Raw genomic sequence first — 18263 nt, 5'->3', positions numbered from 1 at the left:
AAAATCGCAAGGCTTCGGCATGATTTCCAGAATTCACTACCCGTTCGCGGTGTTGCCGACCCTGCTTTCCACGGCCCTGCTGCTTCTGCTGGCTGGTGGCATCGCCTGTGCCGATGCGCTCTCGCTCAAACCGTTCAAAGACGATCTCTTTGCCTATCCGGCAACTCTATCGTCCGGCAACAATGGCGCCTACACGGTCATCGACTATCAGGAGCTGCGCGACATCAATGCCCGTGACGAGGTGCCTGAGCGCCGCGTGCATGCCCAGTATACTGATACCAGCGTGCGCAAGGTGCAGCAGGACCTGCTGCTGAAAACCGATGCCGGAGACGTCAGGCATATTGCGGTCGGCAGCACGACAGGCGCCGGCATCATCGTGCTCTACCTGCACGGGCAGGGCGGTAGCCGCAAGCAAGGCGTCGACGACTTCACCTTCGGCGGCAATTTCAACCGCATCAAGAACTTGATGGCCGGCAACAATGGCCTCTATCTCAGCCCGGATTTCCCTGACTTCGGCGACAAAGGCACGGCGCAGGTGGCGGCACTGATCGACCACTATGCCGAACAGTCACCCGGAGCGAAGATTTTTGTCGCTTGCGGTTCGATGGGCGGCGCCCTGTGCTGGAAGCTTGCCTCCAGCACGGATACAGGCGCGCGCATCAGCGGACTTTTGCTGCTCGGCTCGCTGTGGGACGAAAGTTTCTTCTCAAGCCCGGCCTTCAAGCGTCACGTGCCGGTGTTCTTTGGCCAAGGCAGCAAGGACCCGGTGTTCGCGGTGGAGAAGCAGGAAGCCTTCTTCCGCTCCATCGTCGCCAAGTCGAAAACCTACCCAACGCGTTTCGTCCGCTTTGAGACAGGCACCCACGGAACGCCGATCCGCATGACCGACTGGCGCGGCACGCTCAACTGGATGCTTTCGAAGGCGCCGTAGAGCGCGATCGAAGGGTATGGATCAGGGTGCTGTGTTGTAATCGACGATTGTCTGCGGGTTTTCCTCGCCATCATAGGATGCATCGACGTCGTACTGGACCAGCGAGAAATCGCCGTTGCGGAACAGATAGGTGCCGGAGTCCGAGGCATCGCCGACGCCGCGCCACTTGTTGAACGTTGTGATCGTGTGGGCATCCTGATCATAGTCGGAATTGACGGCCCAGCCCGTCGTACGGAAGCCGATCACCGTCACACTCAACAGTTTGCCGTCGCTGTCGTTGTTTTCGTAGCGGATGTCGGTCTCCGGCTCAGCGAATTGCAACTGCCGTACTCCGTCCACGTCATCGGTCATGTAGTAGATCGAGCTCTCGTTATAGGCAGCGGCCGAGCAGGAGAAATGAAACAGGCGTGTCTCCTTGTCGGGATCGCCGGCAGCCGCATTCTTGTCCTTGTAGTGAATTGAAAAGACCTCGGGCTCATCGGCCAGGAATTGCTTGTCGCATTGGCCGCCATAGGTCGCCAGGAAGGCCTTCTTGGCCTGCTCCAGTGCCGTGTCCTTCTTCGGCGGCGGTGGCCCGTCGCCGCAGCTTGGCGGCACGGCCTTTTCGAAATCGTCGGTGGAAGGTTTCAGCGCACCCTTTTCGATGTGGATCGGATTAAAGGGTGGTGCCTGAATCTGGGCATTGACCTGGCGCAGCGTGTAGCAGCCGGCGAAGACTTTTTCGCCACCGTCCTTGTCTGTCGCCTTGATGGCGACGGGAACGCTGTAGAAAGTGCTGCCGGCCGCACCTTCATCGGAAACGGCGCCGGTTTCGACTTCGACCTTGTTCGTGCCGTCATAACCCTTGACGAAACTGTCAAAATCCTTAGCCGGCTTGGTGTCGCCGAAATAGTCCCAGGCGCGGGCGAATTCATGCCTGTTGATGGCGCTGTAAAGTGAGCGGACGACAGCGTCTGCGCTCGACCTGTCGTCGACATAAGGGGCCTCCGGTGTATCCTCGGCGGCGAGTACCGCCTGGCCTGTCGTGGCAAGGGAGAAGAAAGCAGCCGCTGCGAAAAGAGCACGTCTCATCGAGAATCTCCACGGATGGCGGATTTTACCATCAGGATTGCGGCGGCGCGGTGACGCCAACTGTCGTCATGCTTGAAGAATCGTCGGGGAAGGCGCTACGTCCTGCCGTCGGCGCTCCAGCCGGATAGGAGATTCACGTGACGATATCGATGTACGAGGCATCCGTGCCTGTGTTTTCCGCTCGATTGAAAGCGCTTTCCACTGTGCTGTCGACCGCCGAACAGAATGCGCTTGACCGCAAGATCGACCCTCAAGTGTTTTTGACGTCGCGGCTGGCGCCGGACATGTATGCACTGACAAGACAGGTACAGATCGCCACCGACCATGCCAAAGGCGCGCCATCGCGCCTCGCTGGCCGCGAGGTGCCGAAATACGACGACAGCGAGGCGAGCTTTGCCGACCTGGAAGCACGCATCGCCAAGACGCTCGCCCATCTCGCGACATTCTCGGCCGCCGATATCGACGGTTCGGACGACAAGATGATCGAGCTGAAGCTGGGTGGCCGTGAAATCTCCATGCCCGGCACGCAATATCTGCTGCACCTGGCCATGCCCAATTTCTATTTCCACCTGACCACGGCCTACGACATCTTGCGCCACGTTGGCGTGCCGCTGGGCAAGGCGACGTTCCTGGGCGCGCGCTAAAGTCCTCAGGCCCTTGGGGTTCCCCGGCTCTTGTCGGGAAACCTCTGGTGCCTTCGGGACTAGCGAATGGACATTTCGCGGGCGATGCGCGGAAAATCGGCGGGCTTGATGCCGATATCGGCGCGGTCGGAATTGCTCATCGAATGCAGCAGAGCCAATGCCGCGCGGTATCTCAGATGTTCCTGCGGCCTTGGCCGGGCGAACATTTCAGTGAAGAAACCCATAATTCAGGCTCCTGGTTGGTCCTCCACACCGCGCAATATAGGTGAGTCGTGACAATTGTGCAGTGCAGCATTCGCATGCCAGCTATGTCCTGCTGATTTTTTTGGCCGCATTTCATTTTCGCGATGAAACTCTTGGCGCGGGCCGACCGTATGCTTCAACGCTGGCACATGGCCGGTTTTTCCTCGCCACTCCTGGCGAATTTCCGGACTGCATGAAAGTGCAGTCCGGCTTTTTGTTCGGCTTGCCGAGCCAGCTTGCCCGTTAGGCCGGCAGACAGCTAAATTCGTTAAGATCGACGGCATTCATTTTTAACGAGCCCGCTCTATGTTGGATTTCTCGAATACGCATGTTTGAGACAGGAGGAGGCTGACATCGGCACTGCGGCCAAACGCGACTTCGCGTCGTTGCTCGACGACCTCTTTGTCGAATCCGACAAGGTCGAGGACGCAGCTGCTCGTCCCTCCATTCCGTTCGACTACCTCTCCGTGGCTGACGAACTCCATTCGGGCCGCATCAAGGTGTCAGGCAGCAGCTTCGCCACCGAGTATCGTGAGGCAGGAGCGGATCTGGCAACCGAGTTCGCCGCGCTGCTCGATCATGCCAAGCTCGCGCTTGCCGGCGAAGAGCCAAGACCTGAGGAAAAGCTGCCGCCGATCGATCCGGAAACGATCGCTGTCGAACTCGGCCTCGACAATTCCAAGTCGGCCGCGGATTTCAGCCGCATGCGCCGCAGCTTTGCTTTTTCGAACCATCCCGATCGGGTTGCCCCGCATTTGCGCCAGCGCGCCATGATCCGCATGCAGGTGGCCAACATGCTGATCGACGAGGCCAAGCGGCGCGCGCTGGCGGGGCCACGGCGCTAGAAATCATCCAAATAGCAGGAAGCCAGCCGCTACTGGGCGCTAATGGGCTTGGAGACCGTCCTCGCGGTCCTGTATGCTGTGGCATCCGCTCAGCGCTGCCCGCGCCAAAACTCCCGTCGGAGCAACAACCCATGCACAAACGCCGTCTCGGTCGGACCGACCTTCTTGTTTCCCAGATCTGCCTCGGTTCGATGACCTGGGGCCAGCAGAACACCGAGGCCGAAGGCCATGCGCAGATGGATCTGGCCTTTTCGCGAGGCGTGAATTTCATCGACACCGCAGAGCTTTATCCGATCCCGCCCAAGGCAGAGACCCAGGGCCGCACCGAGAAGATCATCGGCAGCTGGATGAAGGCAAAAGGCAACCGCGACAAGGTGATCCTCGCCTCGAAAGTGGTTGGCCGCACCGCCAACACCTGGTTTCGGGGCGACCGTCCGTCGCAGCTGGTGCGCGCCGACATTTTCGACGCCATCGACAAGTCGCTGACCAAGCTCGGCACGGACTATCTCGACCTCTACCAGATCCATTGGCCGGAACGGGACATTCCCTGGGGCTCCAATCCGACCCGCGTCGGCACGACGGCCCGGCGCGCCGATTCCGTCGGGGCGCCAACGGATGAAACGCCGATCGCCGAGACGCTTGCGGTGTTCGACGAGTTGGTGAAGGCGGGCAAGATCCGCCATCTCGGCCTGTCGAACGAGAACTCCTGGGGTGTGATGCGGTTTCTAGCCGAAGCCGAAAAGGGCGGGGGACCACGCGTGGTTTCGCTGCAGAACGCCTATAATCTCGTCAACCGCACCTTCGAGGTGAACCTCGCCGAGGTCTGCGATCGCGAACAGGTGTCGCTGCTGCCCTATTCGCCCCTGGCGCAGGGCTACCTCACCGGCAAATACGACCACGGCGCGCGGCCGCAGGGGTCCCGCTCGCAGCTCTTCAACCGTGGCCAGCGTTACGAGACGCCCAATGCAGCCGAAGCGCTGCTTGCCTATAACGAATTGGCGCGCTCGTTTGGTCTGGAGCCAGCCTTGTTCGCCAACGCCTATGTCTCCAGCCGCCCCTTTGTCACCTCGAACATCATTGGCGCGACGACCATCGGGCAGCTCGAAATGGCGCTTGATTCTGTTGATGTCTACTGGACTGAAGAGATGCAGAAGGCGGTCGACGCGATCCACCAGCGGGTCGGCAATCCTTGCCCATAAGCCGGCAGATCCGCGCCGCCAGACGAGCTGTTTGAATTTACGAAGAGGGAAGTCATGTCATTCGAGATCGAGGCCGTGCGGGCCAAATTCCCGGCGCTTTCCCTGGCCGACAAGGGCCGGCGCCGCATCTATCTCGACAATCCCGCTGGCACGCAGGTGCCGCAAATGGTGGCCGACGCGGTTTCGCGCTCCCTGCTCACAACCAACGCCAATCTCGGCGGCTACTTCGAGACCACGATTGCCGCGCAGGCGGTCGTCGACGAAGCGCATCTGGCGATGGCCGATTTCCTCGGAGCGAGCGGCCCTGAGGAGATCATCATCGGCGCCAACATGACGACGATGACCTATCACATGTCGCGCACGCTCGGCCGCGGGATGCAGCCCGGCGACGAGATCATCCTCACCCGCATGGACCACGAGGGCAATGTATCGCCCTGGTTGCAATTGGCTGAGGACCTTGGCCTTGTGGTGCGCTGGCTGCCTTTCGACGAGCAGAGCTGGCAGGTCGAGGAGACAGCGCTGGCGGCACTTCTCAACGAGAAGACGCGGCTCGTGGCGCTGAATTATGCAAGCAACCTGACTGGCTCGATCAACCGCGTGAAGGCACTGACGCGTATCGCCAAGGACGCAGGTGCGCTGGTCTATGTCGACGCCGTGCAATTCGCGCCGCATGGCCTCGTCGATGTGCAGGACCTCGGCTGCGATTTCCTGATCTGCTCGGCCTATAAATTCTTCGGGCCGCATATGGGCATCTTGTGGGGGCGGCGCGATGTTATCGAGACGCTGGAGCCGTACAAGTGCCGGTGTTCCTCCAACGGGTTGCCGGAACGCTTCGAACTCGGCACGCCGCAGATCGAACTGATGGCCGGCCTGACGGCTGCTGTCGCCTATTTCGCGGAGCTGGGCGCGGCGGCCGGCGAGGGCGGTTCGCGGCGCCGGAAGATAGCCAAGGCGTTTGAGGTTTCCATTGCCTATGAGAATGCGCTGGCACAGCAATTGATCGACGGCCTGTCGGATATTTCGGCCCTGACCATTCGCGGCATCACCGATCCGGCGCGGGTGGGCGAGCGCGTGCCGACCGTCTCCTTCACGGTTGAGGGCATCGTGCCAGACTCGATCGTGCGGCAGATGAATGCTGAAAACATCTTCCTGTGGTCAGGCCACAACTACGCCTGGGAGATCGTCCAGCAACTCGGGATTCCCCCTGAGCACGGCGTCGTGCGCATCGGCATTGCCCACTACAACACGGCGGCCGAGATCGATGAGACACTGGAAAGCGTGCATCGGGTCATCGCCATGCTGCGGCAGGAGCGTTCCTGACGCGGCCTCCGGGTCAAATCACCGTCCCTTGCCGCCAAAGCCGGTGAGGAATGCCGTGAGGTTGGCGCCGAGTTCGTCGCAGAGATAGCCACCCTCCTGCACGATCACCGTCGGCAGCCCGAGCCCGGCTATGGCCTCGCCGATGCGCGAGAAGCCGGGCGTCGTCACCGACAGGCCGCCGAACGGGTCGCCTTCGAAAGCGTCGAGACCGAGCGCCACTACCAACGCGTCGGGCGAAAAGGCACGGATGCGTTGGAAAGCAACGCCAAGCGCCTCCAGAAAGCTTGCGTCGGCGGATTTTCGCGGCAAGGGCAGGTTGAAATTGTAGCCGAGGCCCGGACCTTCGCCGCGTTCGTCGGCATGTCCCCAGAAGAAGGGGTAGAAGCGCACCGGGTCGGCATGCACCGATACGGTGAGCACATCCGGCCGTGCATAGAAGATGCCTTGCGTGCCGTTGCCGTGGTGGAGGTCGACATCGAGGATCGCGACCCGGGCTGCGTTTTTGCGCAAGGCCTGTGCCGCCACCGCCGAATTGTTGATGAAGCAGAAGCCGCCGGCGACATCGGCGAAGGCGTGATGGCCGGGCGGGCGGCACAGCGCGTAGGCAGCCGACGCGCCTGACATGACGGCTTCGGAGGCCTCGACAGCGCTCCAGGCACTCCACAAGGCGCTTTGCCATGTCTCGCCTGAGATCGGGCAAGCAGTATCCGCCATATGATAGCCGGCCTGACCCACCGCCGAAGCCGGGTAGGAGCCGTTGCGCGCGATCGGGTGGATGTTGGGCATTACCTCGGCCGAGGCGCCCTCGATGCGCTGCCAGCGGGTGTAGATGTGTTCGAGGAAGTCGAGATATTCCGGCGTATGCACTGCCGAGACCGGGCCCAGGCCGTGATTCCGGGGCCGCCCGATCGTGCATCCCGCCGATATTGCGCCGGCTAATAATCTTTCCGCGCGCTCCGGTTTTTCCGGGTTGGGCTGTGCCGCACCGCTCGACAGGAAGGCCTTGGGATCGTGGCGCTTCTGTTCTTCGGCATAAAAGGCCTTCATGATTGCTCCTCATCCTCGGCATCGGCAAAGGCGAAGAAGGCCTCGCCAAGGATTTTCTGCGTTTGCTCGTAGCTCGACCAGGCGATGCCGAGCTTTTCGTAAAAAGCGATCGCGCCCTCATTGTCGGTGTCGACGGACAGCCTGAGATAGGCGCCGCCGTCCTTCCGGCATAGTGCCGCCACGCGGCGCAACAGCCGCTCGCCGATCCTGTGGCCGCGAAAGCGGTCCTCGACATAGAGGTCCTGCACATAGACGCCGGGCCGCCCCATCCAGGTCGAAAAGATCGGAAAATAGAGACAAAGCCCGGCAAACGCGCCATCGACTTCTGCGATCAGCGTCGAGAACGCCGGGTTCGCACCAAAACCGTAGGTGCGAAAATCATCCACGGTCGATTTGACGTCTTCGGGTGCGCCAATGTGAGTGCCGAGCTGCAGGATGGCGGCATGGATGGTCTCGGCATCTTCCACCCGGCCGGGGCGAATGATCATTTTACCGGAGGCGGGGGTGGGGTTCGTCATGGCTAGAACGCTACCCGGTCGCCACCCTTCAGCGCCAGCATGTCGCGCGCTTCGGTTGGTGTGGCGACTTCAAGTGAAAGCCCATCGAGAATGCCACGGATGCGGCGCACCTGGTCGGCGTTGGATTTCGCCAGTTGCCGGCCGTCATAAAGGCTGTCTTCCAATCCGACACGGACATTGCCGCCCATAGCCGCGGCAATCGAGATCAGCGGCATCTGGTTGCGTCCTGCGGCCAGCACGGAGAACTGGTAGCTGTCGCCGAACAATTTGTCAGCGATGCGCTTCATGTGGACGAGATTATCTGGATCGGCGCCTATGCCACCCAGGATGCCCAGCACGAACTGGATGAACAGCGGTCCCGACACCAGGCCCCGGTCGCGAAAATGTGCCAGCGAATAGAGGTGGCCGACATCGTAGCATTCGAATTCGAAACGTGTGCCGCAACCTTTGCCCAGCCGTTCCAGCACGCCTTCCATGTCGGCGAACGTGTTCTTAAAAATGGTGTCACGGGTGGCTTCGAGCAGCTTCGGCTCCCACTCGTGCTGCCATTCTCTTGGCTTGTCGAGCATCGGGAACAGCGCGAAATTCATCGAACCCATGTTGAGTGAGCACATCTCGGGTTCCGCCCGCAACGGTGCCGCAAGCCGTTGATCGAGCGTCATCAGCGAGGAACCGCCGGTGGTGATGTTGATCACAGCATCGGTCGCCTGTTTGATGCGCGGCAGGAACTGCATGTAGACATCAGGGTCGGCGGTTGGCCGTCCATCTCTGGGGTCGCGAGCATGCAGATGCAGGATGGATGCTCCTGCTTCGGCGGCGGCGATAGCATCCCCCGCGATCTGGTCCGGTGTCACCGGCAGATAGGGTGACATGGATGGCGTATGCACCGAGCCGGTGACGGCGCAGGTGATGATGACTTTTCTTGGCGCCATTTTTGTTCCTCAACCCTCGACCGGCAGGTCGAGTTCGTTAGCCAGCGCCTGCAGCAAATCGCCGATGATGGAGATGATCTCGCCGACCTGTTCCCTGGTGACGATCATCGGTGGGGCGACCATGAAATTGTCGCCGTCGACGCCGCCCTTGACCCTGCGGCCATAGATGATCAGCCCACGCTCATAGGCGAGGTCAAGCAGCCGTTGTGTAGCCTTCTTGCTCTGTTCGATAGGTTTCAGCGTATCGGGATCGGCAACCATCTCGGCGCCGGTAAGCAGGCCCTTGCCGCGAACATCGGCCACGAACGGGAAACGCCTGGCCAATCCTTTCAGTCCGTCCATCAGCACATCGCCCATGGCGGCTGCGTTGGCGATCAAGTCGAGGCGATCCATCTCGCCAAGCACGGCAAGGCCGGCGGCGCAGGCCAGTGGATTGCCGGCATAGGTGTGGCCGTGCTGGAAGCCGCCGGAGGCAAGCAGCGGCTGCACCAGCCGCATGGGCGCGGCCAGCGCGCCGAGCGGCGCGTAGCCGGAGCCCAGCCCCTTCGACAAGGCAACAATGTCGGGCTTGCAGTTCCAGTGGTCGCCGCCGAGGAATTTGCCGGTCCGTCCAGCGCCGCTCATCACCTCGTCATGGATGAGCAGGATGCCGTAGCGGTCACAGATTTCGCGGATGCGCGGATAGTAGCTGTCGGGCGCCACCAAGGCGGAAGTCGCCGCGCCGCCGATCGGTTCCATGATGAAGGCAAGCACGCTTTCCGGCCCTTCGGCCTGGATCTTCTCCTCCAGCATGTCGGCATAGCGGATGCCGCGCTGCTCCATCGAAAGGTTGTCGCGATCACGCCAGGTGGTCGGCGCCGGCACTGTTGGCATTACCCGCATCATGGGCGTGAAAGTCTCAGACAGCGCATCGTCACCGGTGATGGAAAGCGAGCCGAGTGTGCCGCCATGATAGGAGGGAAAGCGCGTAATCACCTTCCAGCGGCTCGGCTGGCCGGTGGCAACAGCCCATTGCCGCGCCAGCTTGATGCAGGATTCCGTTGCCTCCGAGCCGCCCGAGACGAAGAAGATACGGTCCATGCCCTCGGGCAGCTTGCCGGCCAGTGCGCGGGCCAGTTCCTCGGCGGGTTCGTTTTCGAAGTGCAGACGGTAGGCGAAGGTGGCGCGATCCATCTGCCGCTTCATGGCGTCGAGCACATTGCGGTTGGAATGGCCGATATTGGCAACCATCGGTCCGCTCGAGCCGTCGATGAAACGGCGTCCGTCCTGCGTCCACATATAGATGCCCTCGGCGCGGTCGATCAGTGGCCGGCGCAGGCTGGACAGATAGAACAGATGGGATTCCCGCCGGGCGTCAGCGGCGGTGACCTGGGGCAGAGCGTTCGACATGTCAGGACTTTCCGAGATAGTGGTCAAGGACATTGCAGGTGACTTGTTCGACCATTGGGTCTTGTCTTAGCAGGCCGGCGACCCATTCGCAGCTTCCGGCATGGAACACCTCACCTTTGCCGCGCGGGAAATTGACGATCATGCCATTGCCGCGCTTGACCTTGTCGAGATTGGCGTCGCTGGCCTCGCCAAACAGCGTTTCGGCGGTGAAGCGGCCATCCTCGTCGGTAAGGAACTGGTCCTCGATCGGGATGTCGGCGCTCTCTTCGACCTGGCTGGCCATGCCGACCGCCAGCACTTGCAGGCCGTCCGGTGCGCCGCTGGTGGCGGTGGGATAGGGCAGGCCGCCGCGTATCTCGAAATCGAGCCCATCCACCTCATAGCCATAGACATGGCTGTCAGCGCCGAGCAGGTCGCCGTAATAGATACCGGTTCCGGCAAAGGCCCAGTGCTCGGGCCTGTAGACCGGAAAGCCGCGCACGCCGCGCGGCGCGCAGCCGCCCCAGCCGGCATAGACGCCCCTGGTCGCATTCAGCCCAAATGTAGCGCAGCCCGGCCTGCCGATCTCTGGCGCTTCCCAGGAGTTGGTGGCGCGGGTCACGTCGCCGCTCTGGTAGACCGGGTCCTCGGCGCGGGCGCGGTATTTGTAGCAAACCTGCCGGCGGCCCTCGTCCTCCAGCCGCGTCTGCCACATGAAGTTGCCGGCGAAACGTGCCGCGTGGCCGCCGCGCTCGACATAGCGGTCGACGGCGTCGCGCATCTCCCATGTCCAGTATTCGTCGTGGCCGACGAAGACGGCACAGTCGTAGCCGTCGAGAATCTCCGGCGAGAAATGCAGGTCGTGCTGGCTGGCGAGATCAATTGCGTAGCCGGAACGTTCGGCGAAGCGGAACATGTGGCTGTCATAGCTTGCCCAGCCGGACGAAGCGTATTTCTTCGAATGTCCAGTCGCCAGTGCCCACTCCATGTGTGGATAGCGCGGTATCGTTTTCGGAGGCACCGCGACTTCCAGTGGCACACGCGGTGCGCCTTTGGGCAGTAGGACGAAGCCACGGCACCAGGGACGCTGCGTCGACACGACGGGGGAATATTGGTTGCGCTCCGGTCCGGTGATGCCTTGGTAGTGGTTGGAGCCGCCCCAGGTGTTGTAGGCAAGCCAGGTTCCTGTTGCCGCCACTTGCAGCACGCGCCCGGGCTTCTTGCCGGCTTGTGGAGTGACAATGAAAAGATGGTGGCATTGGATCGGCTGGCCGTCGCCGCCGTCGGCTGTCAGCGTGATCCGATAGGCGCCGGACGGCCAGTCGGCATCGACACGGAATTCAAACGACGCCTGCCAGCCGCAGCCCAGCGCCGAACATTGGTCGGGCGTGTCCTGCCACCGTGACGCTATACCCGACGTTTCGAACGCCTTTGTTTCGGTGCCGCCATCCCGGACGATCACCATGCCGAACTGAGTGGCCGTCGAGCTGACATGAAGGGTCACCGTCTCGCCGGCGCGGTAGGAAAATCGGTCGCTGTAGCACCAGATTTCGCCACGCTCGCCATCCATGCCGGGCCACTCGTAATAGTGGCCGCGCACCGCGTGGCGGCGCTGCTCGGCTGTCAGCCCGAAATCGGGGAATTCAGTAGGAAGATTGGTCATCATCTGGCTCATGCGGAGAGATATTTCTTGAGGAAGCTGCGGGTGCGCTCCTTCCGAGGCGCGCGGAACATCTCTGCCGGCGGGCCTTCCTCGACGACAACGCCGCCGTCCATGAACAGCACCCTGTCTGCCACTTCGCCGGCAAAACGCATCTCATGGGTCACGATCAGCATGGTCATGTGCTCGGCGGCAAGCTGTTTCATCACCGCGTTGACCTCGTCGACGAGTTCGGGATCGAGCGCCGAGGTCGCTTCATCGAACAGCATCACCTTGGGCTGCATAGCCAGCGCGCGGGCAATGGCCACCCGCTGTTTCTGGCCGCCGGAAAGCCGCGACGGATAGGCGTCGATCTTCTCGGCGAGGCCAACCTTGGCCAACAGGCCAAGCGCCAGCTCACGCGCTTGCGGCTTCGGCATGCCTTTCAGGATCACCGGCCCCATGGTGATGTTTTCGAGCACGGTCAGGTGCGGGAACAGGTTGAAGTGCTGGAACACCATGCCCATCTGCTGGCGCACCTTGTTGATGTGCCGCTCGAAAGCCTGGCCGTGCAAGGACTGGTTGACCTGCACGCCGTCGAGCCAGACCTCGCCGCCGTTGAGCGATTCCAGATGGTTGATGGAGCGCAGCAGCGTGCTCTTGCCCGAACCGCTCGGCCCGATGATCGCCACGATCTGCCCGCGATCAACCGAGAGATCGATGCCCTTGAGGACTTCGACGGCGCCGAATGATTTCCGTGCGCCACGGACCTCGACCATTGGCTGTTGCGTGCTCATCGCGAAATCTCCACGTTGCGTTCGAACCGGCGCAGGCCTGCTTCGAGCACGAGGTTCAAAATGTAATAAAGCGCGGCCGCCGTGATGTAGAATTCGAATGGCCGGAACGTCTCGCTGATCGCCAGTTGCGCCGAATGAACCAATTCGGCGATGCCGATGATCGACACGATCGAGGATTCCTTCAACAGCGCGATCAGATTGCCGCCGATCGGTGGCGCCGTGTTGCGGACAGCCTGCGGGATCACGACATAGCGTAGCGCCTGCCATTTGCCGAAGCCGATGCTGCGCGCGCCTTCCGTCTGTCCGGCATCAACCGCGACGATGCCGGCGCGTATGATATCGGCATTGTAGACGGCGAAGTGCAGGCCAAGCCCGATAATGCCGGCGGCAAGGGCTGGGATATCGATGCCGATCTGCACCAGACCGAAATAGATCAGGAACAGCTGCAGCAGGAGCGGCGTGCCCATGAACAGCCACATGAAGGCACGCACCGGGTAGGCGACGACCCTCGGCGCGTAGAGCACGATGACGGCAAACACGATGCCGAAGGCGAAGCTCAGCACGCCCGCCGAAACCGTCAGCACCGCCGTCCACCAGGCGCCGGTAAGCAGCAGGTCCCAGTAGGGCAGAACGACGGAGAAATCCAAGCCTTGCATCGCGCCCTCCGGTCAGACGATCGCGAAACGTTTGTCGAGCAGGTCGACGACCCTGGCGACGGCATAGACCATCACCATGTAGAGCAGGGCCGCCACGCCAAAAATCTCGAACGGCTTGTAGGTCGAGCCGATGAAGCGTTGGGCCGTATAAGTCAGTTCGACAACCGAGATTGTCGAGACCAGGGCCGATCCTTTAAGCAGCGCCACCGTATTGACGCCGAGCGGCCGGATCATCAGCCGCGCGGCCTGCGGCAGCACCACTTTGCGCAGCGTTTGGAAGCGGCTGAAGCCTATGGTGCGGGCGGCCTCGGTCTGGCCTCGGTCGACCGCGACCAGCGCGCCTCGGATCGATTCCGCCATATAGGCACCGATGTTGAGGCCAAGGCCGATGAAGCCTGCCGAGAACGGCTCCAGATTGATGCCGATCTGCGGGCCGCCGAAATACAGCACAAAGAGCTGTATCAAGCAGGGCGTTCCACGAAACAGGCTGACATATAGCGTGCCGGCCGTGCGCAGGACCGCTGATCTCGACATGCGCGCGGCCGCGGTCAGTGCCGCGACCGCTAGCCCCAGGATCAGGGCCAGCGCTGTGATTTCGATCGTCACCAGCGCGGCTTCCACGAAGAACGGGAAGACGCGCTGCATCAAGGAGAAATCCATGGGCTGGTCCAGCAGGAGTGACGCTCGGCTTCAGCCGGCTTTGGACGTCAGGATACCGGCGGAATTAGCGGATGTCGCTGCCAACCCATTGCTTGGAGATCTTCTCGTAGCTGCCGTCGGCCATCATGCCGTCCAGCGCCTTCTGCATGGCCGCCTTGAGCTCGGGATTGTCCTTGCGGATGGCGATGCCGATGGCGACGCTGCCGCCTTCGATGTTGGGCGTGTCGAGCTGGCGGACCTTCTCGCCCGTCTCCTTGACGGCGATCATGACGGGAATGTTATCGACGACGATTGCGTCGACGCGACCGGCCCGCAGCTCCAGCAACAGTTCAGGTAGGCCCTTGTAGGTACGGATGTCCCACCCGCCCTTTTCGCGCGCCCACTTCTCATGCGTTTCGCCCAGCGTGACGCCAATCGTCTTGCCTTTGAGTTCGTCCAGGCTCTTCACCGTCGATGCTTCGTTGACGAACACCGCGCGACCGGCGTGGTAGTACGGGCCGACGAAATCGACGACTTTTTCGCGCTCCGGCGTGATCGTCATCGAGCCGACGACGGTGTCGTATTTGTTGGCAAGCAGGCCGGCGATGATGCCATCCCAGGCGGTGGTGATGATCGTGCCCTTGACGCCGATACGCTCGGCGATCGCCTTGCCGATATCGGCGTCGAAGCCGACGACCTCGTTCTGGTCGTTGACGAAGTTGAAGGGCGGATACTGCCCGCTCATGGAGATCTTCAATTCGCCCGCGGCCTTGATCTTCTCCAGGTCATCGGCCCTGGCCGAAACGCTAGTGAAGGTCGATGCAAGCAGCAGGGCCGCGACCGCGATGCCGGAAAATACTCTGTTCATCTGTTTTCCTGTCCTCTGGATGGAGCGCGAATTGTTGTTCTTGGGAGGCGTAAGGCCGCTTTCCTGACGTTCATGATTGCTTTTGGAGAAGCATTGCGCAAATAGATAATGGGAATAAGGAGCATAGATTTCAGGAATGGTTGCGCGCCCCGAACGCCTGGTCTGGGACCTTGACTGGAACCTCCTGCGGACCTTCGTTGTCATCGCCGAGGTCAAGAGCATCACCCGCGCCGCCGAGCGCCTCAACCTCAAGCAGCCGAGTGTCAGCAACGCCTTGCGGCGCCTGGAGGATCGGGTTGGCCGCCGGCTGGTTGAGCGCGACGCGACACGCTTCGAACTGACCGAGGTCGGCAAGCTGCTCTATGAGCAGAGCATCGAGGTGTTCGGCACCATATCGCAATTGCCGCTGTTGATGCGCGGCGTCAGCGACGATGTCACGGGACATGTGATGATCGCCACCGCCAGCCATGTCGTGTCGCCGCTGTTTGATCGCGCGCTGTCGGAGTTCCACAGCAACTATCCGCGCGCCAGCATCACCATTTCCGTGGCGGCGAGCACCGAAGTGACCAAGCAGGTGCGGGAGCGGCGCGCGTCCTTCGGCGTCTGCCTGGTCAGCCAGCGCGACCCGGCGCTCGATTATCACATGGTCTACCGGGAATTCTTCGGCTTCTTCTGCGGGCCGCGGCACAGGTTTTATGGCAAGACGGGACTGACATTGGCTGACCTGCGCGGTGAGCCGTCCGTCTCCTTCCAGACCGATTCGATTGCGGATGCATTGCGCCCGGTGGCGCTGCTGCGCAGTGAGGCGAGGCTGGACGCCGATGTCGTTGGCGTCTCCTCCAGCCTGGAGGAAGTCAGGCGCATGATTGTCGCAGGGCTCGGCATCGGCCCGCTGCCTTTGCATGTGGCGCGGCGCGATGTGGCGGATGGGATGCTCTGGCGGCTGCCGCCCTATGACGCGCCGCCGGCCATCGACATCTTCCTGCTGGTCAATGCTGACAAGGCGATGAACCGTGCCGAGAAGGCGTTGCTGTCTGGGCTGCAGGCGATCATTGCCGAGACGCCCCTCGAGGATCGCGTCTACAGCGGTTGAGCAGGTTGCTCGACAAGCAACGCCAACGCGCGTTCGCGCATGGCGTCATCCAATGGCACGGAAGCACGCGCAGTGAGGTCGAAGCGCACGCTGGTCGTTCGTCCCACGGCGTGCACGACGCCGTCCAGCGATCCCGACATCACCTGTTCGAAAGTAATGGAGGAGCGGCCGACCTTCACCACATGCGAGCGGATGGTGAGCAGCGCGCCAGCCTTGGTCTCGTGGCGATAATCGACCTCGTAGCGAACATCGGCCCAGCCGATGCCGCCTTCATTGCCGTCCTTGGCGGCGATGTGGCCAAGCAACTGGAAGCTGGCATCGTCGAACATGCCTGCGTAGTGGCGCACATTCATGTGGCCCATCGTGTCGCACATCCAGGGGTGAGCCATGCCGACGAAGGTGACGAGAGCTGTGCTCATGCGATGGGTCCGTGATCGATGATGACGGACAGGCAATATCGAAACGCGCGACGACAGGCAAACCGGCAGGCGAAGGCGAGCGCCATTTGCGCTGCTTTCGTTAGCCGTGCCCTTGGCCGCTTGTGCCAAACGGACTATCTCAGGGAAGGGCGGGTCTTCCGCCACGGGAGCCGCCATGCTGAAAGTGCAAAAGGTCAAGGTCGACGACATCTACGTGCCGACGGCACGCAAGAAGACGCTGCACCCCGAGACCGTACGGCACCTGGCAGAGGATATCCTGGAGAATGGCATGAAGACGCCGATCCAGGTCCGGCATGACGGCAAGCGCCACATCCTGGTCGAAGGATTGCATCGGCTGGAGGCGGCCAAGTGGCTCGGCGAAACCATGATCGACGCCTATCTGGTGCAGGCCAAACGGCACTAGGTTCCGTCTCACTCCGGTCGTCCGTCTCCTCGTTTTCTCAAATCTTTTTTTGAGGGCTGTGTCGGCTTGCGCTTCGTCCAGGCGTCTTTGAGACGGAAGCCAAATTCAAAACCCACACACGAGGAAATCATCATGACCACCAAGCTCGATGTCACCCCCACCAATGACCGCGAACTGGTTCTTGGCCGCATCATCGATGCGCCGCGCGACAACGTCTATCGTTGCTGGAGCGAAACCAAGCTGTTGACGCAGTGGTTCGCGCCGAAGCCGTGGACGACGCCGCGCGCCGAAATGGATGTACGCACCTGCGGTTCCAGCCTGGTCATCATGGCTGGTCCGGACGGCAACGAATTCCCGAACCCAGGCGTCTTCCTCGAAGTCATTCCAGGCAAGAAGATCGTCTTCACCGACGCCTACACAGCGGCATGGGAGCCATCGGAGAAGCCATTCATGACCGCAGTGTTGACGTTCGAGGACGAAGGCGAGGGCAAGACCCGTTATGTCGTTCGGGTCCGGCATTGGAGCGTCGCTGACCGCGAGCAGCACGAGAAAATGGGTTTCCACGAGGGCTGGGGCCAGTGTGCCGATCAGCTCGAAGAACTCGCCAAGACGCTTTGAAGCGCGACGAGAGGAACTCGATATGTCCAAAACCTTGATTTTCGCCATTATTGCCTCGGCGGCAGCGCTTCTCGCGTCACCGGGCACCATCAATGCAGAGGAGGTAAAACCTGCCATGACGACCGAAACGAATGCACTGCCGAAGCCGGAAAAGTCCGGTTTGCTGCCGATCGACGGCCTGAACTACTACTACGCCATCTACGGCAAGGGTGAGCCGCTGCTCCTGTTGCATGGTGGTCTCGGCACCTCGGACATGTTCGCGCCGCTCCTGCCGAAACTCGCCGAACACCGAGCGGTCATCGTCGTCGACCTGCAGGGCCACGGCCGCACGGCGCTTGGCGACCGGCCGTTCGGCCTTGAAGCGATGGGCAATGACATGGCTGAGATCGTCAAGGCGCTCGGCCATGACCAGGTCGATGTCATGGGCTATTCGCTGGGGGGCGGTGTCGCTTTCCGCATGGCCGTCCAGCATCCCGAGGCGGTGCGCCGGCTGGTGCTGGTTTCGACCGGCTACGCCGCTGACGGCTTCTATCCGGAGATGCGCGGCCAGCAGGCGCAGGTTAGCGCCGCGGCGGCGGATTTCCTGAAGGGCACGCCGATGTACAAGTCCTACATGGCGGTCGCGCCGCGCCCGCAGGATTTCCCGAAGCTGCTTGATGCCCTCGGCAACTTCATGCGTCACGACTACGATTATTCCGCTGATGTCGCCAAGCTGAAGATGCCGGTCATGCTCGCCTATGGCGACAGCGACATGTACCGGCCCGAGCATGAGATCAAGTTTTACCAGATGCTCGGCGGTGGGTTGAAGGACGCGGGATGGATGCGTGAGAACCTGTCGCAGAACCGCCTGGCGATCCTGCCCAACCGCACCCACTACGACGTCTTCTTCGCGCCTGAACTGACGGCCGCCGCGCTGCCGTTCCTCAACGGCGAGACCAAGGTGAAGACCTGGGACGACGTGGTCAACGAAGCTAAGTGACGATCAGCGCCGG

22 protein-coding genes are annotated in these 18263 nt (G+C 61.8%); 10 read left to right on the top strand and 12 right to left on the bottom strand.

Features of this window, described 5'->3' with window-relative positions; all coding sequences use genetic code 11:
- Window positions 1–19: 19 nt before the first annotated feature.
- A complete protein-coding gene (locus GA829_RS23795; protein ID WP_195175046.1) occupies window positions 20–931 on the top strand; it encodes an alpha/beta hydrolase family protein in 912 nt (303 codons plus the stop codon).
- A 21-nt stretch (window positions 932–952) separates the two neighbouring features.
- On the opposite strand, the gene GA829_RS23790 is transcribed toward GA829_RS23795, so the two are convergent.
- Window positions 953–2002 carry a DUF1176 domain-containing protein gene (locus GA829_RS23790; protein ID WP_195175045.1) on the bottom strand — a complete coding sequence of 350 codons (1050 nt, stop codon included), beginning with the start codon at window positions 2000–2002 and terminating at the stop codon, window positions 953–955.
- A 137-nt stretch (window positions 2003–2139) separates the two neighbouring features.
- Here GA829_RS23790 and GA829_RS23785 point away from each other — a divergent pair, with 137 nt between their 5' ends.
- Complete coding sequence (locus GA829_RS23785) at window positions 2140–2646, top strand: DUF1993 domain-containing protein (protein ID WP_195175044.1); 507 nt, start codon at window positions 2140–2142, stop codon at window positions 2644–2646.
- Window positions 2647–2705: 59 nt separating this feature from the next.
- Here the strand turns inward: GA829_RS23785 and GA829_RS23780 are convergent, their stop codons facing one another.
- The gene (locus tag GA829_RS23780) at window positions 2706–2870 is read right to left on the bottom strand and encodes a hypothetical protein (protein WP_195175043.1); all 165 of its coding nucleotides are present in this window, start codon (window positions 2868–2870) and stop codon (window positions 2706–2708) included.
- Between the two features lie 62 nt (window positions 2871–2932).
- On the opposite strand from GA829_RS23780, the gene GA829_RS23775 reads away from it, so the two are divergent.
- The 4 genes from GA829_RS23775 to GA829_RS23760 all read left to right on the top strand — a co-directional run bounded on the left by GA829_RS23775 (window position 2933) and on the right by GA829_RS23760 (window position 6253).
- Window positions 2933–3136, top strand: coding sequence for a hypothetical protein (locus tag GA829_RS23775; protein WP_210337687.1), 204 nt, complete (start codon window positions 2933–2935; stop codon window positions 3134–3136).
- Between the two features lie 85 nt (window positions 3137–3221).
- Window positions 3222–3734 carry a hypothetical protein gene (locus tag GA829_RS23770; protein WP_258051875.1) on the top strand — a complete coding sequence of 171 codons (513 nt, stop codon included), beginning with the start codon at window positions 3222–3224 and terminating at the stop codon, window positions 3732–3734.
- A 131-nt stretch (window positions 3735–3865) separates the two neighbouring features.
- On the top strand, window positions 3866–4933 hold the full coding sequence (locus tag GA829_RS23765; protein WP_195175041.1) for an aldo/keto reductase: 1068 nt from the start codon (window positions 3866–3868) through the stop codon (window positions 4931–4933).
- Between the two features lie 54 nt (window positions 4934–4987).
- On the top strand, window positions 4988–6253 hold the full coding sequence (locus tag GA829_RS23760) for a cysteine desulfurase-like protein (RefSeq protein WP_195175040.1): 1266 nt from the start codon (window positions 4988–4990) through the stop codon (window positions 6251–6253).
- A gap of 18 nt (window positions 6254–6271) precedes the next feature.
- Here the strand turns inward: GA829_RS23760 and GA829_RS23755 are convergent, their stop codons facing one another.
- From GA829_RS23755 to GA829_RS23715, 9 genes are all read right to left on the bottom strand, one after another.
- On the bottom strand, window positions 6272–7300 hold the full coding sequence (locus GA829_RS23755) for a histone deacetylase family protein (protein WP_195175039.1): 1029 nt from the start codon (window positions 7298–7300) through the stop codon (window positions 6272–6274).
- A complete protein-coding gene (locus GA829_RS23750; protein WP_195175038.1) occupies window positions 7297–7818 on the bottom strand; it encodes a GNAT family N-acetyltransferase in 522 nt (173 codons plus the stop codon). Before GA829_RS23750 ends, GA829_RS23755 begins: the two co-directional genes overlap by 4 nt.
- Window positions 7819–7820: 2 nt before the next feature.
- Window positions 7821–8750, bottom strand: a complete 930-nt coding sequence (gene kce, locus GA829_RS23745) for a 3,5-dioxohexanoate:acetyl-CoA acetone transferase (protein WP_195175037.1) — start codon at window positions 8748–8750, stop codon at window positions 7821–7823.
- A 9-nt stretch (window positions 8751–8759) separates the two neighbouring features.
- A complete protein-coding gene (locus tag GA829_RS23740) occupies window positions 8760–10139 on the bottom strand; it encodes an aminotransferase family protein (RefSeq protein WP_195175036.1) in 1380 nt (459 codons plus the stop codon).
- Between the two features lies 1 nt (window position 10140).
- A complete protein-coding gene (locus GA829_RS23735) occupies window positions 10141–11781 on the bottom strand; it encodes a N,N-dimethylformamidase beta subunit family domain-containing protein (protein WP_195175035.1) in 1641 nt (546 codons plus the stop codon).
- 8 nt (window positions 11782–11789) lie between these two features.
- On the bottom strand, window positions 11790–12554 hold the full coding sequence (locus tag GA829_RS23730) for an amino acid ABC transporter ATP-binding protein (protein WP_308462083.1): 765 nt from the start codon (window positions 12552–12554) through the stop codon (window positions 11790–11792).
- Entirely contained in the window at window positions 12551–13210 is a 660-nt protein-coding gene (locus tag GA829_RS23725; protein WP_195175034.1) for an amino acid ABC transporter permease, read from the bottom strand. Before GA829_RS23725 ends, GA829_RS23730 begins: the two co-directional genes overlap by 4 nt.
- Before the next feature lie 12 nt (window positions 13211–13222).
- Window positions 13223–13870, bottom strand: coding sequence for an amino acid ABC transporter permease (locus tag GA829_RS23720; RefSeq protein ID WP_195175033.1), 648 nt, complete (start codon window positions 13868–13870; stop codon window positions 13223–13225).
- Window positions 13871–13934: 64 nt separating this feature from the next.
- Window positions 13935–14717 carry an ABC transporter substrate-binding protein gene (locus GA829_RS23715; RefSeq protein WP_195175032.1) on the bottom strand — a complete coding sequence of 261 codons (783 nt, stop codon included), beginning with the start codon at window positions 14715–14717 and terminating at the stop codon, window positions 13935–13937.
- Between the two features lie 136 nt (window positions 14718–14853).
- On the opposite strand from GA829_RS23715, the gene GA829_RS23710 reads away from it, so the two are divergent.
- Window positions 14854–15810: a LysR family transcriptional regulator gene (locus GA829_RS23710; protein ID WP_195175031.1), complete on the top strand. Its 957-nt coding sequence runs from the start codon at window positions 14854–14856 to the stop codon at window positions 15808–15810.
- On the opposite strand, the gene GA829_RS23705 is transcribed toward GA829_RS23710, so the two are convergent.
- A complete protein-coding gene (locus GA829_RS23705) occupies window positions 15798–16229 on the bottom strand; it encodes an acyl-CoA thioesterase (protein ID WP_195175030.1) in 432 nt (143 codons plus the stop codon). The two genes, GA829_RS23710 and GA829_RS23705, sit on opposite strands and share 13 nt — an antisense overlap.
- Window positions 16230–16404: 175 nt before the next feature.
- Here GA829_RS23705 and GA829_RS23700 point away from each other — a divergent pair, with 175 nt between their 5' ends.
- The 3 genes from GA829_RS23700 (at window position 16405) to GA829_RS23690 (ending at window position 18250) form a co-directional block, all read left to right on the top strand.
- Window positions 16405–16653, top strand: a complete 249-nt coding sequence (locus GA829_RS23700; protein WP_195175029.1) for a ParB N-terminal domain-containing protein — start codon at window positions 16405–16407, stop codon at window positions 16651–16653.
- A 132-nt stretch (window positions 16654–16785) separates the two neighbouring features.
- On the top strand, window positions 16786–17271 hold the full coding sequence (locus GA829_RS23695; protein ID WP_195175028.1) for an SRPBCC family protein: 486 nt from the start codon (window positions 16786–16788) through the stop codon (window positions 17269–17271).
- A 22-nt stretch (window positions 17272–17293) separates the two neighbouring features.
- Window positions 17294–18250: an alpha/beta fold hydrolase gene (locus GA829_RS23690; RefSeq protein WP_195175027.1), complete on the top strand. Its 957-nt coding sequence runs from the start codon at window positions 17294–17296 to the stop codon at window positions 18248–18250.
- Window positions 18251–18263 lie beyond the last annotated feature (13 nt).

It is taken from the genome of Mesorhizobium sp. INR15, from assembly GCF_015500075.1.
GTDB lineage: Bacteria > Pseudomonadota > Alphaproteobacteria > Rhizobiales > Rhizobiaceae > Mesorhizobium.
This window is presented reverse-complemented; position numbering and strand designations above follow the sequence as displayed.